Below are 14,566 nucleotides of genomic sequence, written 5' to 3'. Positions count from 1 at the left end.
TTATTGCAAAGCAAGCTTTGCTTTTTCCAGTTCTTCCGGGGTATTTACATTTGTCAACTCTTCCGGGTCCGGTGCATTTAACAGGGTGATATCACTATTGATTAAAACTTTACGCGGACACGAATACCCCTGCGCCAGGAACGACAGCAATACGGGGTAGCTTTTGGGCTCCCAAATGGTGATCAATGGTTCCGGAAAATCATTAAAACTACTCTGGTAAGCCGTGGCATTGGTAGCAACATTGCGGTTTTCCACCAAATGCCCTAATGATTTCTCCGTCAATAAAGGCAGGTCGCACGCAACCACCAGCCAGGCTTCGTCAGGTCTTTCCCGGAAAGCAGACAATATCGCACCATATGGCCCAAGGTCCAAAAAGGTATCCGGCAGGCTTAAGTATGGGGGTACAATGCCAAATTGCTGATCAGGGCGGCAGGATATAAACACCTCTTCGCAAAAAGGGTTCAGTAAATCTGCCATATGGTAGCGCTGCTCCTTGCCATGCCAGTTAACCGATCCCTTATCAAATCCCATCCGTTCGCTTTTACCGCCGGCCAGTACCAGTCCGTTTAGTTTTGGCTTTGCTTTATGCAGTTGTTTTCTAAAAAAATCAACGATCTTTTCTGTTTCATCCAAACGGTAAACCGGCAATTCATTCCAATAAGGCACTGCCTCTTTTATAAAATCAAATAGCTCTGCGGCGTTATCTGCCAGCAGGATCATTTGTACATTACTCAACTGCTCAACCCTTTTTTGAAGCGAGGCCTTTTTATTTTCATAAATGATCACCACCTGTGCCTTCGCCGGGTTATGGTTACCGTTGGCCAGCACCAAATCAGCCGCGGCAAAGGTTTCCCGCAACTTAAATGAGTTAAATGGCCCATTATAATTGAGCTGGGTATAGTTAACCTGGTCGTTGTATTCAAAAAAGGCGCCATTTGCCAGTTTAGCAGGCATTAGGGTAACATCGTCGTTGTGGGTAGTATCAATATAGGCGCATTTGTAATCAGGAGATAGTGCGCTGATCACCTGGTCGGCCAAAAACTTAATGGTGGTGCATGGCCCGCCAACAATGGCCCATTCATTACGGCCATAGTTGCCAAAAGCCGGCCTTACCAGTTTCGCATGTTTCTGGTGTTTTTTACCCTCCTTGTTATGCTCTTCTGAAATCACGTTTACCTCCTGTTTTCGCAAGCAGTTTTGTTTCTTTTATAACGATATCATGGCTCATTGCCTTACACATATCATAAACTGTTAATGCTGCAATGGATGCGCCTACCAGGGCTTCCATTTCAACCCCGGTTTTGGCGGTAATACTTGCAGTGCAATCTATCACTACCTCATTAACCTCATTTACATTAATACTGATATTACAGTTATCCAAACCCAGCGGATGGCAAAGCGGGATCAAATCGCCGGTTTTTTTTGCCGCCATTATCCCAGCGATGATCGCGGTTTGAAATACTGAACCTTTTTTGGTTTGAAGATCGCCGTTGGTTAAATGTACCAACACCTCATCCGGCAAAGAAACTATGCTCCGCGCCGTTGCGGTTCGGTGCGAAACCTGTTTGGCCGTTACGTCTACCATCGTAGGATTACCGTTTGTATCGATATGACTGAGCATTTATTTTTTGGATTTTACTGATTTTTTTTATTCCACCGCTTATTGTTAGAACTCGAATTACACGAATTAATTGAATTTACTGAATTGTGTGATTGATCTTTATCAGACCCTTGAAATTCCATTAATTCTAAAAATTCATAAAATTCGAGTTCAGACAATCAGAAGGGCCACACACTAAACACTTCCCCTCTTTTAAACTCATTCTTTTCCAGCGGAAGTTCCATAAATGCATCTGTATCCGCCAGGTTAGCAAAATCACCGGAGCCGTTCCCCTCTACAGGCGTGGCCATTAACTGGCAATATTCATTATAATGCAGTTTTACCTGTAAAAAATACTTGAGGGGAAAGTGAAAGCTCACGCGGTTGCTTAGTACGGCATGCAATTGCGGCTTTTCTTTAGCGCCGACTGACTTATGCAGCCAGGGTAAAAAATACCGGTGCAGGCACATAAAAGTTGCGACAGGATTTCCCGGGAATGCGAATACCAACTGACCGTTTTCGTGCTTGCCAAACCAAAAAGGCTTGCCGGGCCGCTGCTTTACATTATGAAAAAGTTGTTTTACTTTCAATGCTTCCAAAGCACGGGGAATATGATCAAATTTCCCCATGGACACTCCGCCACTCAGGATAATTACATCATAATTTTCAAGGCAAATGGCTAATTGTTTTTTTATGATCTCCTCGTCATCCGGCAGGTGCAGCAATTGCGCGTCTAATCCATGTTGCTTTAACACAGCCCGGACGGTATAGTTATTTGATCTCCTGATCTGGAACGGCCCCGGCGACTGGTCGACGTCAACAAGTTCGTTACCGGATGAAAGAATTACTACTCGCGGCAATTTCTTCACCCTCAGTTCGCTCTCACCTACTGAAGCTATTAAACTGATGATGGCCGGCGTAACTATGGCGCCGGTTTGGGCAACAAGGTCGTCCTGCTTTTTATCTTTTCCTTTGTAATGAATATTCTGCCCTTTACGGATACCATTGGTAACCAGGGTGGCCAGGCCTGCTCTTAATTCAAGATCTTCATACCTGACCACGGTGTCGGTAGACACCGGCAGCATGGCACCTGTCATTATTTCAACACATTCGGCATGGTCTTCAATATCCACAGGTTCATCGCCCGCAGCCTGGGTAGCTTTAATCCGGAAAGTACTTATGCCGTTTTCAATGGCCTCAAAACTAATCGCAATACCATCCATGGTTACCCGGTTATAGGGCGGCAGATCCCGGTCGGCCTTAATATCTTCGGCCAAAACCCGGCCTAAGGATTGCTCAAACGGAACTATTTCAACACCGTAACCTGTTGCCTGTTCCAGAACTATTTTTGCAGCTTCTTCTACCGTAATCATATAACAGTAATTAAATTATTAACCCCCTATGGTTGCCATAGATTCGTGGACCCCTTTATGCACCACCCTTAGCCGTTCCGCTTCCCAACCATCCTTTGCCCGTGAATTAAAAACATTAAAAAGGGTTTCTTTTATTTCATTTTCGCCGGCTTGCTGCCTTATTAGGTCCTTAATGTTTAAAAGCCCGTCATCATATAAACAGGTTTTCAACTCGCCTACAGGCGTTATCCTAACCCGGTTGCAGGTGCCGCAAAAAGTGCGCGAGTAAGCAGCAATAATGCCGGCATTGCCTTTGTGACCGGGAATTTGATAATTATAAGATGTTGAATATAAAGGATCAGGCACTTTTTTGATTCCCGGGAAGCCCCCGCTTATTTCTTCCAATATCCTCACATAATTCCATTTTAAACCAGTGTAAATATGCCCGTCTCCGTTAAACGGCATTTCCTCAATAAAACGGACGCTTACCGGCAACTCTTTCGTCAATTCAACCAGCGGGATTATATCCTGTATGTTTTTACCTTCCATTACAACGGTATTCAACTTTACTTCAATACCGTATTTCAGCAACTCCTCCATGGTTTGCATCACGTTTGCAAACTCATCCCTGCCGGTAATGGCAAAAAAACGGCCGGCATCAAGGGTATCCAGGCTCAGGTTAACCGACTTTACACCCAGTTTTTTTAATTCGGGCACATATGGTGCGGTTAATACACCGTTAGTTGTTATAGTAAGTTCATTTAACCCTTTTAACTTTGAAAGTGAAGTCAAAAACTTCATGATATCTTTACGTACAAAAGGTTCGCCACCGGTAATCCGGATCTTTTCGATACCCATTTTAACCAGTAAAGTACATATTTGGAGCATTTCCTCGTAAGTCATGAGTTCGCTGCGCGACAGCCAGTTCAATCCTTCCTCAGGCATACAATAAAAACAGCGCAAGTTGCACCTGTCGGTTACGGCAAGCCGCAAATAGTTTACTTTTCTTCCGTGATTATCCGTTATCAAATATTCCCCCTTTTAATCCAAACCACCGGAATTTACCGGCGAAGCTTATTTATTATGTAAAAATAAATATTAACATTTAGCAGATTGTTTTTTAATTGTACTTTTTATCACATTATCATTCTTTTTACAATCTTATCTTTGCCAAACATCATCATTCTTTCCGATAAAATTAAATGACAGGTATTATCATACTCGCCGCAGGTTCATCCAGCCGGTTGGGAAAGCCAAAACAAAACCTTATTTTTAAAGGCAAAACCCTGTTGCAGCGGGCTATCGAAACTGCCATCGCGTCCGTTTGCGAACCTGTTATGGTTATTTTAGGCGGGAATGCTGCAGTGATTGAACCTACCATAAAAAATTATGATATAAACATTATTCATAACCCTGAATGGGATGAAGGCATGTCTTCCGCCATTCGCACAGGAATATCAGGTCTGTTAAAAATCGAACCAAATATCCAATCGGTTATCCTGATGCTTTGCGACCAGCCATTTACCGATACCTACCTGCTTAACCACCTGATAATGGCTAACGAAGAACAAGGCATAACGGCGTGTAGTTACAATAATACTACAGGACCTCCCGTGTTATTCGACGCCGTTTATTTCAATGAACTGTTATTGCTGAAGGGCGCCGAAGGAGCAAAAAAGGTAATCCGCAAGTATCCTGATAAGGTGATAAAAATTTTATTCCCGCTGGGAAGTGTGGATATTGATACGATAGAAGATTTTGAGCAGCTAAACCGGGAATGAGTTTATTTAGGCAGATTTTTTAGAACATCTTTAGCAGGAACAGATTGAACGTTGCCTTTTCCATCGCTGATCACCAGATTCCCATCATTTGCAGCCGATTTTTCAGCCATCTTACGTAGGGCTTTATTCACACCTGTTACTATTTTCAAAGACAATTCGTCCCAATCGGAATTTTTAGTTTGAGCTATCATTGCTTTGTTCTAAAATTGTTTGCCAAATATCGTTATTAATTATTGATACTCCCAATTCGTGGTTCTTGGCAATAACTTCAGTCGGCACGCCGACATTATTCATCACCAGCCACTTATCGCAAATTGGAATATATAATTCAATCAAGTTCTTAATTCCCCTATAATACCTTCGCCTAATTACATCTATGGGTATATCATGCCCACCTTCACTTACCCGTTGTGCAACTCTGTTATATGCTGTTTGAGGTGAATCGAGCCAAAAGTAAACTAACGTAACTTCATAACCCAGCCGCTGTGCTTTTTTAACGAACGGGGCATAGCTTCTGGTGGCAAGCGTCGTTTCAAAAGCAAAATCAACCCCTTCATTTAACAGTTCGTCAATCCGCTTCAGCATGATCCTTCCTGCCTCAATAGCCACACCCTCAGGATTAAAAGGCGAAATACCTGCGGCGATATTATCGGCGTTAACAAATTCACTGCAATCCAATATTTCGGGTAAAATGGTATAGCTTGCCGTTGTTTTGCCCGCGCCGTTACATCCTGCTATGATATATAAGTGAGGCATACTTTATCTTAAGCTGTAATATAAAAAACCCTCTCCATTTTGAAGAGGGTTAAACAAGATTATTTCGCCGAAAACTTATAAATCGTAACCGTTTTATAAGTTTCTCCGGGCTTCAGTTCTGTTGAAGGGAACTGCGGTTTGTTTGGAGAATCAGGATAATGTTGTGTTTCCATGGCAAAAGCTGTACGGAGTTCATCCTTCGCGCCGCCGTGCATGGTGTTACCGCCTTTCATAAAGTTGCCGCTGTAAAACTGCAAACCCGGTTCGGTAGTAAATACCTGCATCTCAATCCCGCTTTTATCACCTGTTGCTGTAGCGATGGGGGTAGTCAGGTCATGTTTATCTAAAACAAAATTATGATCGTACCCGGTTCCGTTTTTTAACTGTTCGTTATTATCATTGATCCGGCTGCCGATGGTTGCCGGTTTGGTAAAATCAAAAGGTGTACCTGCAACCGGTTCAATTTTTCCTGTCGGGATAGATGTGGCGTCAATTGGTGTGTAATTGGAAGCATCCATCTGTACGATATGATCCAGAATTGTACCGCTGCCTGCCCCATTCAGGTTAAAATAGGAATGGTTGGTTAAATTAACGATGGTATTTTTATCCGTAGTGGCTTCGTAGCTGATTTTAATCGCATTGTCTTTGGTCAGCTCAAAAGTAACCTTACAATCCAGGTTACCGGGATAACCTTCTTCGCCATCTTTTGATAGATAGCTAAAGGTAATGGCTGTGTCGCTAACCTGTTTGGTATCCCATACCACATCGTTAAAGCCTTTTTGGCCACCATGCAGGGTATTGGGTTTATTGTTGATAAAAAGATCGTACCGGCGGCCATCCAGCACAAAATGCCCTTTGGCTATCCGGTTACCGTAACGGCCGATAGTTGCACCATAATAAGCAGACAAGGATGTTTTATACCCTGCTATACTATCAAAGCCAACCACCACATCGGTTAACTTTCCTGCTTTATCAGGCACAAGCAGCCCCACCAGGTGGGCGCCGTAGTTTGTAAACGAAGCCTGAACACCGTTTTTATTTTTCAGAATATAATAATGTGCTTGTTTGCCGTCTATTGTTTGTTCAAATCCTTTTGCTGCGGGTAAGGTTGCCTGGGTTGTGCTGTCCGTCATGGTTGATGTAGAAGATTGTTTTGCCGGTTGATTACAAGCTGCCAAAGATAAAATACAAACAGGTAAAAAGAGTAACAAATGGCTTTTAAATATCATTTTCATTGGTTTTAAGGTTAAAATATTATTTTCCGTTAAGTTGTTTGATCAGGTCTGTCTCCTTTTGATTAAATGGCGTCCCGTCTCTTCTGAAAACATCGTGAAACCATATTTTGGGTTCCGATCCATCCGGCATTGGGGTATCCCAGGCGTAAATGGTATTCGTTTTACCACTCACCAAGCCCCAGTTTATGGCGCCAACATTTTCCTTTTTCAATATGGGCATCGTGTTTTCAAAAGTGCTGTTCCGTAAACGGGCCATGTACTCGGTGCAAATTACTGGGCGGTTGCTGATTTTTAAGAGTTGTATTACCCGTTGGTGACTTTCAGGACTGTCATAGCAGTGATAAGTGATCACATCTGAACTTTTAAACTGAATTTTATTGAGGTCTTCTAAACTCCAGTCCCACATTCCTGAACTTACCGGTTGATCCGGGTTAACCGCATGTGCCCAGGCAAATACTTTGGTCAGCAACACCGCCGATTTAAAGTTTTTATTGCTGTTGCCCGGCTCATTGTAAAGGTCCCACAATAAAACGCGGTTATCATGTTTAAAAGTGATTAAAATATCATCCACATAAGCTTTTAATGCAAGATAGTCGGCAGGTTTAACCAATGGCCTGCCCGGGTCCTGCATCCAGCCTGAATTATGGATGCCGGGTTTTGGTTCAGGTTGTTTGCCGGGTTTGGCGTTCGCATTCCAGCAATCATCAAAAAACACAAAAATAGTTTGGATGTGATGTTTATCGGCAATGGTCAAATATTTGTTAACCCGCTGCTTAAATCCTTTGGGGTCCTCTTTCCAGGCTAAGCTGTGTAAAAATACCCGCATGGCGTTAAAACCAATATTTTCGGCGTAGCCGAGTTCCTTGTCTATGGTTTGCGGATCAAAGGTATCTGCCTGCCACATTTCCAGTTGATTAATGGCAGTACTTGGTGTAAAATTAGCGCCATTGATCCATTTATGCCGCGCATACCATGCGTTGGCTTTTTCGGGCGACCAAACAGTCAGCCCCGATCCGTTTGTAGTTTGAGCGTTCGAAATGACGGAAATCGTCAAAAATAACAAGCAAAGAGGTATTAAATTTTTCAATCGCATGAACAGGCAGTTTATAATAACGATGAATTGGTTATTTCAAAAGTGTGAAAAATAAATGTAACTATTACATTAATTTAAAATTGAATATAATTTATTTAAAACCCAAGGCCACCCAAATTCACCACAGCATTTTCACAAATATAGGTGGGCATGATGCCCGTTGAGGTGATCCGTGCATCCACATCCTTAGCCAGGGTATTACCTGTTAATACCAAAACGGTGTCTAAACCAAATTTGTTACCGCCCAAAATATCCGTTTGCAGGGTATCCCCTACCATCACGATTTGTTTTTTACTGATCTGCCGGTATTCGCGGATCAGGTCATAAGCGAACATAAACATCTGCGAATCCGGCTTCCCGAAACGGATAAACTGCTTACCAACAACGCTTTCTATCATAGACGCAATACCGCCTATTGCGATGGAAACTTCGTTTATCGATAGTGGATAGGCACGGTCTGTATTGGCAACGATGACAGGGATCGTCCTTCTGCGGAGAATATTCACTGCTTTGTTGAGTTCGGTTTGCCAGTGGAAACCCTCATCATCCAGAAATATAAGTGCATTCACTTTATCGATGTTGGTGTTATTGATTTCGCTTACAGGTAAAGTGTGCAAACCTGTCGATTCGATGTAATGTGCAGAATCTACAGTGCCAAGGTAGGCGACAATTCCGTCGAGCACTTTCAGGTCTAAGTATTCTTTAGTGAGCATTCCTGATGACACGATCCTTTCCGGAGTTATTGCGGTAAGGCCGTTACGATGATAGCTTTCCGCCAGTTGTGCCGGACTGCGCGAAGCATCATTCGTTACAATATAGTATTCTTTGCCCTTAGCTTCAAGATATTCAAACGTCTTTTCGATGCCGGGCACCAGCCCCTGGTAGGTTTTGATCACCCCGAAAGCATCAAAAAAGATGATATCGTATTTATCAATTATCGACTTAAAGTTTTCAATGCGGTGCATGCGTTAGTTATTAGTTGATTAAGTTGGATTGAGTTGATCAGGTTGATTAAGTTAACACAATTTAGAATTGTTGAAAGGTTATTACATCAGGGTGATTCGAATACTTAACTCAATCAACCACTTAACCCGATCAACTCAATTAACCACTACCCCAAGCCTAATTCCTCAATTATTCGTTCGGCATCAAAATCCCTGTCTACTGATGGCAGGTATATTTCAAAAGCTTCGGACTGTAATTTTGTGGCGTACTGTTCATTAAAAAAATACTTACCGTCTTTTATCACGTAATTTAATATAAAAAAACGATAAGCCTCTTTTAAGAACCTGATCTCACCGGCAGTAAGCGGGTTAACTTTATGGTATTCTTTTAAAAACAGGATAAACCTGTCCTCGTTCATGGTATTGATATAATAGCTGAACACTGTACGGTCGCCTGCGTCTGACACCACCCTGCTGAAAAAATAAAAATCCAGCACGCGGTAACTCATCCTGAACCAGTCATAATCCCAGCGGGAATACAATTCAAGATTTGGGGTTACGGAGAAGTTGCCGATATTCCAGTCGATAAAAACCGGAATGATCTCAAACGATTTCATGTTATAATTCGACCGGTTTTTGAAGAACAGGTCGCAATGGTATTTCAGGAAATCAACCTGCATGGCCGAGCCAAAATTTTTTTCGTTTACCTCCAGCTGGTATTGCAGGGCCGCAATGTCCGTCCTTAAAGTTTTGGACGATTTTGGCAATACATTTTTCACTCTTGAGCAAGCCTTATGAAACTTACCTACCTGCTGTCCCAATTTTATGATGTGATGATTTTCCAGCCTGCGCGGCAAGCGGTCCAATATACGTGTCGGGTTATAAAAAACCACCCAGGCATCGGTTTTACCTTGTTTGTACCGGTAAATATAAACCCGGTTATTTTTTAGCAACGATTTGGCCAGCAGGTTTTCAAAGGGATAAAGCAGGTTATTGGATAAACTGTGAATGATCCGGTGATCTTCCTTAAAATGCTCGTAATGCCCGAAATAGCTTAATTTGGCTATTACAATATCGTCATCCGTAAATGTAATGCGGAAAACATGATTGGTAGACACCATGGCGCTGATATCCACAATTTCTTTTATCGTTTTTGAATCATCATAACCTTCCCAGGCTTTTTTGATGATTGAATTATAATCCACTTTTGTATGAACCTTTGAGGCCCGTACAGGGAACTGTGGATTTATCGGATTTTCTGGTTCTATAGCGATAAGTTTGTTCACAATAATCAAATAATTTCAAAATACCGTTTCAACTCCCAATCGGTAACGCTTTTGGCATATTGCCGGCATTCCCAAAAACGGGTTTGGGTAAAATGTTCAACAAACGCTTCGCCGAAGAGTTCTTTTGGTAATGCCGAATCCTTCATTAAAGTTGTGGCATCAAAAAGGTTTGATGAAAGGCTGCCGTTGCTTTTGTCCTTATAGCCGTTTCCTTTTGTTGCAGGTATTTTTAATTCGAGTTGATGTTTAATGCCATATAAGCCCGATGCCAATGCCGCCGCCATCGCCAGGTATGGATTGGTATCAGCGCCGGGGATGCGTGTCTCCAGCCGGGTATATCCTTCAGATGGGTGCAAAACCCTCAGTGCGGTGGTACGGTTATCTACACCCCATGAAACCGTGGTTGGCGCCCAGGCGCCTTCAACCAGGCGTTTATAACTATTTATAGTTGGGGCGTACATGGGCAAGATATAAGGCAGGCAATACAGCTGACCGGCAAGATACTGCCTGTGTAATTCGCTCATATTATGCTCACCATCAGCACTGTAAAAAAGATTTTTATTTTGATCCTTATCCCAAAGACTTTGATGAATATGTCCGCTGCATCCCGGCAGGTTTTCATTCCATTTTGCCATAAACGTGGCCATGATGCCGTGTTTGTAGGCAATTTCCTTTGTTGCGGTTTTAAACAATACCGCTTTGTCAGCCGCGGCAAGTACATGATCGTGCATCAGGGCAGCTTCATAAACGCCAGGCCCCGTTTCTGTATGCAGCCCTTCCAGCGGAACGTTGAATTCCATCAGCAGGTTAAACAGGTCGTTATAAAAATCATCCTCCATCGACGTCCGTAAAATAGAATAGCCGAACATCCCCGGGGTAAGGGTTTCCATAGCTGCAAAACCTTTATCCTGTACGCTTTGTGGCGTTTCGCGAAAATTAAACCACTCAAATTCCTGCGCAAACTCCGGGTGAAGGCCCATTTCATCACATTGTTTAGCAATTTTTTTTAACAAACTGCGGCTGCAGGCCGGAAGATCTTCACCGTTTTCCTGTTTAAAATCGCCCAGAAAAAATGGAATATCCTCATTCCAGGGGATCGTTCTGAAGGTATCCAAATCAATCCGGCAGGGCCTGTCAGGGTAACCCGTGTGCCAGCCGGTAAGCTGCACATTATCATAACAGGTATCGCTGCTGTCCCAGCCAAAAACCACATCACAAAAACCGTAGCCCTGTTGCAGGCCGTCGATAAACTTTTTATGATGGATCACCTTACCGCGCAAAACGCCATCAATATCAGCAAAAGCGAATTTTATTTTTTGAATGTCGTTTTCTTTAAGATAGGCTATAATCTGGTCTTCGTTCATGGTATTTTATCGTAATAACCGGCGGCAATTTAAGCAAGATAAATGTATTGCATCAAATAATAAAAAATTCAACCTTAAAAACGGGCCGCCCCCTGGCGCCTTATCCAGTTTTTAAACGGGCAACTTTTATATTTGTTGAGAATATTTTATTTAAATGAAAGGTAACATCTCTTTTTTATTTGTTTACGGCACATTGCTGGATACCGAAAATAAATATGGTCGCCATCTTTCAAACAACTGCGTCTTCCATAGCAAGGGGAGATTTAAAGGCAAACTCTATGATCTTGGCGAATATCCGGGCGCTATTTACCAACCAAATGAAGCGTGGTTTGTTTATGGCGATATTTTTATATTGAATGCCCCAGAGGAGACCCTTGACATACTGGACGAATACGAGGGATTTGGAGAAAATGAACAGCAGCCTAATTTATTTGTAAGGGAGTTGATTGAGGTAGAAACTGCCAAAACGACCATCAAATGCTGGAGTTATCTTTTCAACCTACCCATTAATGAACTCAAACAAATAATATCGGGACGATATACATTCTGAATTTCTAAAATAAGTTAAAAGCGCCGGCTTTAATCCCGGTATTTCTTTTTGATTAAGCATAAACTTATGCTGGAAAACAATAAAGCCATCCAAGGTTAACCAATAATTACGTTGAAATAAATAAATTCCTAATGGTTAACAACTATCAAACCAAAAAAAACAAATATTATATTTTTATTTTCAATATTTTTTTACCTTTATAAAACGATACCCCGGTAATAACACCTGAATCTTACCAAACTATTAACCTAAATTTTGTTTAACCTTTAACCTAAATTCATCATGCGTAAAATCTCTGTTCTCCTTTTAATCTTATTATTTGGCTTTAAGGCTTATTGCCAAAATGATTATTATTGGTCATCCAATAAAAAAAACCTGCTGACAGTTGATTCGTCCACGGTGGTTCTTAAAACCACGGTAGCCAACGACAAAGTAAAAGCGATAAATTTTATTAAGACAATACCGGGCGCCGCTATCCCGGCGCATCACTTTGATTCAGTTCGCTTATTTGTAAAGTACCCAAAAAAGATGAGCCTGACCGATGTGTCCGCTTCGTTTTTAAAAAACAATATAAAAGTTGACGAATTAATATACGCCTATAATTATGGAAAAGTGCCGTTTGTACCAAATGGTGTGATCCTTTGCCGGCTTAAACCGGGAATAACCAGGGAAAATATCATTACCTTTTTCGGAAAAGGCGAAGTGGAAAAACACTTCACAGATCAATATGGTGTCACCTATATTACACCGGTTCATTTAAAAAAGGTTTTTGCACTGGCCAATAAATTGTATGAAAGCGGCCTCGTTGAATGGGCGCATCCTGATTTTATTGAAAAGCTGGAACAATCAACCAACGACCCTAATTATGCAAATCAATATTACCTTAAAAATACAGGGCAAACAGGCGGAACATCAGGCGTAGATATTAATGTTGAACCCGCCTGGGCTATCCCTACAGGGAATACTACAATCAGGGTAGCCGTAATTGATGATGGCGTTGAGGCACACGAAGATTTAGGTACACGTGTACAGGCAGGATACACCCCTTTAATTGCAGCCGGAACCGGGTCCCTGGGTGCGCCGGCCTCTTCAACTGCCGGGCACGGTGAAGCTTGCGCCGGGATTATCGCCGCGACAAAAGACAATGCAATTGGTATAGCGGGGATTTGTCCAACCGCTCTGATCATCCCTGTTAACATATTTGTGGGTGGCGAAACATCAAGTAATATTGCAAGCGGTATCAATTGGGCATGGACCGCAACCCAGGGAAATGCCGACGTATTGAGCTGTTCATGGGGCGGTGGCGCTCCGGCAGACGTTATAACCAGCGCTATTACAAGTGCACGCACAAGCGGCAGAGGTGGTAAAGGCTCGGTAGTCGTTTTTGCTGCAGGAAATTATATACCCAATAACGTTCCTGTTGCCTACCCCGCAAGCGTAAGTGGCGTTATAGCCGTTGGCGCAATTGATAAAAGCGGCAATCGCTGGAATTACAGCCCTAACTCCCCGTCTTTGGTAGCGCCGAGCGGAAATATTAATTTAACCGGCGATGTATACACCATTGACAGGATGGGGGCCAATGGTTTCAATACAACCAATTACATGACAAATTTCGGAGGCACCTCTGCAGCTTGTCCCCAGGCTGCCGGCGTAGCGGCTTTAATGTTAAAAATAAACCCCAATTTAACCGAAACCCAGGTTAGAACCGATATTATCAACAGCGCTTACTCCATGGGGAGCACCGTAGATTTCGGATCGGGCAGGTTAAATGCTTATGCTGCAATTCAAGCCTCGATGCCGGTTATCAGCGGGGTGAGTGCGTTTTGTAACACATCTGTATTGACCGTATCGCCTGTACCAACCGGCGCTACGGTTGCATGGACCGTTTCCCCTACCGGAGTTGTTAACGTTCCAACTTCGGGCAGCAGCATTACGATATCAAAAGTAAGCCAGGGATGGGCTACAGTAACTGCAACAATTACCGGCGGTAATGCCGGCACGTTAACAGCCAATTATGCTGTCACTACCTATCCGGCCTGCACCGCCATTTCGGCTACGATGAGCGGCCCCTGCAGCAACTATTACCAAACCTGGTACGTATCTGCCACACCCAACATGGCTGGGGCAACCAACTGGCATTGGACGGTTAACGGCACGCCAAACGGTGTTATAAACATCCAAAGCCCCTACTCGCAAAGTACCTATGTTTCGGTAACGGGCGGCGGCGGAATCGCTGTAACCTACACTGACCAATGCGGCGAAACCTCGCACACGGATGGTGTAACTATTTATAGCCCCTGTGGAAAGGCGCCCGCGGCCATAGTGGCCTACCCTAACCCGGCATCTAACCAGCTTACTATTCAAAACAATACGCCAGCCATGGCAACTTTGGCCGATGGCACAATCGCCAACATCCAGGCGACGCCAGCTTTTTCGGTTGAATTGTACAATGCTAAAGGAGCCATAATTAAAACTGGCCAAAATACGGGCGGAGGCAAAAATATTGTATTAAATACTGCCGATGTTAGTAATGGAACGTATTACCTGCATGTAAAACAGGGCTCAGAGGTTATTGAACAACAGATAATTATTAAACACTGATGCC

General features: G+C 43.0%; 14 protein-coding genes. 3 read left to right on the top strand and 11 right to left on the bottom strand.

What is annotated here, in order from left to right:
• The 4 genes from MgSA37_RS28795 to moaA all read right to left on the bottom strand — a co-directional run bounded on the left by MgSA37_RS28795 (nucleotide 1) and on the right by moaA (nucleotide 3,981).
• Nucleotides 1-1,170: an NTP transferase domain-containing protein gene (locus MgSA37_RS28795; RefSeq protein ID WP_197706123.1), complete on the bottom strand. Its 1,170-nt coding sequence runs from the start codon at nucleotides 1,168-1,170 to the stop codon at nucleotides 1-3.
• On the bottom strand, nucleotides 1,151-1,621 hold the full coding sequence (moaC, locus tag MgSA37_RS11305; RefSeq protein WP_096351998.1) for a cyclic pyranopterin monophosphate synthase MoaC: 471 nt from the start codon (nucleotides 1,619-1,621) through the stop codon (nucleotides 1,151-1,153). Before moaC ends, MgSA37_RS28795 begins: the two co-directional genes overlap by 20 nt.
• A 158-nt stretch (nucleotides 1,622-1,779) precedes the next feature.
• Nucleotides 1,780-2,973 (bottom strand): molybdopterin molybdotransferase MoeA, encoded by a 1,194-nt coding sequence (locus MgSA37_RS11300; RefSeq protein ID WP_096351996.1) that lies wholly within the window; start codon nucleotides 2,971-2,973, stop codon nucleotides 1,780-1,782.
• Nucleotides 2,974-2,991: 18 nt separating this feature from the next.
• Nucleotides 2,992-3,981: a GTP 3',8-cyclase MoaA gene (gene moaA, locus MgSA37_RS11295; RefSeq protein ID WP_096351995.1), complete on the bottom strand. Its 990-nt coding sequence runs from the start codon at nucleotides 3,979-3,981 to the stop codon at nucleotides 2,992-2,994.
• 173 nt (nucleotides 3,982-4,154) lie between these two features.
• On the opposite strand from moaA, the gene MgSA37_RS11290 reads away from it, so the two are divergent.
• Nucleotides 4,155-4,733: a nucleotidyltransferase family protein gene (locus tag MgSA37_RS11290; protein ID WP_096351993.1), complete on the top strand. Its 579-nt coding sequence runs from the start codon at nucleotides 4,155-4,157 to the stop codon at nucleotides 4,731-4,733.
• Nucleotides 4,734-4,735: 2 nt separating this feature from the next.
• On the opposite strand, the gene MgSA37_RS11285 is transcribed toward MgSA37_RS11290, so the two are convergent.
• The 7 genes from MgSA37_RS11285 to MgSA37_RS11255 all read right to left on the bottom strand — a co-directional run bounded on the left by MgSA37_RS11285 (nucleotide 4,736) and on the right by MgSA37_RS11255 (nucleotide 11,411).
• Nucleotides 4,736-4,924 (bottom strand): hypothetical protein, encoded by a 189-nt coding sequence (locus MgSA37_RS11285; RefSeq protein WP_096351992.1) that lies wholly within the window; start codon nucleotides 4,922-4,924, stop codon nucleotides 4,736-4,738.
• Nucleotides 4,908-5,489 (bottom strand): zeta toxin family protein, encoded by a 582-nt coding sequence (locus MgSA37_RS11280; RefSeq protein WP_096351990.1) that lies wholly within the window; start codon nucleotides 5,487-5,489, stop codon nucleotides 4,908-4,910. The genes MgSA37_RS11285 and MgSA37_RS11280 overlap by 17 nt, the downstream gene beginning before the upstream one ends.
• Before the next feature lie 59 nt (nucleotides 5,490-5,548).
• Nucleotides 5,549-6,724 (bottom strand): aldose epimerase family protein, encoded by a 1,176-nt coding sequence (locus MgSA37_RS11275; protein ID WP_096351989.1) that lies wholly within the window; start codon nucleotides 6,722-6,724, stop codon nucleotides 5,549-5,551.
• Between the two features lie 19 nt (nucleotides 6,725-6,743).
• Nucleotides 6,744-7,778, bottom strand: a complete 1,035-nt coding sequence (locus MgSA37_RS11270; RefSeq protein WP_197706122.1) for a glycoside hydrolase 5 family protein — start codon at nucleotides 7,776-7,778, stop codon at nucleotides 6,744-6,746.
• Between the two features lie 134 nt (nucleotides 7,779-7,912).
• A complete protein-coding gene (locus MgSA37_RS11265; RefSeq protein WP_096351986.1) occupies nucleotides 7,913-8,782 on the bottom strand; it encodes a TIGR01459 family HAD-type hydrolase in 870 nt (289 codons plus the stop codon).
• Nucleotides 8,783-8,928: 146 nt separating this feature from the next.
• The gene (locus MgSA37_RS11260) at nucleotides 8,929-10,047 is read right to left on the bottom strand and encodes a hypothetical protein (RefSeq protein ID WP_232010843.1); all 1,119 of its coding nucleotides are present in this window, start codon (nucleotides 10,045-10,047) and stop codon (nucleotides 8,929-8,931) included.
• A 5-nt stretch (nucleotides 10,048-10,052) separates the two neighbouring features.
• Nucleotides 10,053-11,411, bottom strand: coding sequence for a glutamine synthetase family protein (locus MgSA37_RS11255; RefSeq protein ID WP_096351984.1), 1,359 nt, complete (start codon nucleotides 11,409-11,411; stop codon nucleotides 10,053-10,055).
• Nucleotides 11,412-11,565: 154 nt separating this feature from the next.
• On the opposite strand from MgSA37_RS11255, the gene MgSA37_RS11250 reads away from it, so the two are divergent.
• Nucleotides 11,566-11,961 (top strand): gamma-glutamylcyclotransferase family protein, encoded by a 396-nt coding sequence (locus MgSA37_RS11250; RefSeq protein WP_096351983.1) that lies wholly within the window; start codon nucleotides 11,566-11,568, stop codon nucleotides 11,959-11,961.
• A gap of 282 nt (nucleotides 11,962-12,243) precedes the next feature.
• Entirely contained in the window at nucleotides 12,244-14,562 is a 2,319-nt protein-coding gene (locus tag MgSA37_RS11245; protein ID WP_096351981.1) for a S8/S53 family peptidase, read from the top strand.
• Nucleotides 14,563-14,566 lie beyond the last annotated feature (4 nt).

Source organism: Mucilaginibacter gotjawali (genome assembly GCF_002355435.1).
GTDB lineage: Bacteria > Bacteroidota > Bacteroidia > Sphingobacteriales > Sphingobacteriaceae > Mucilaginibacter > Mucilaginibacter gotjawali.
This window is presented reverse-complemented; position numbering and strand designations above follow the sequence as displayed.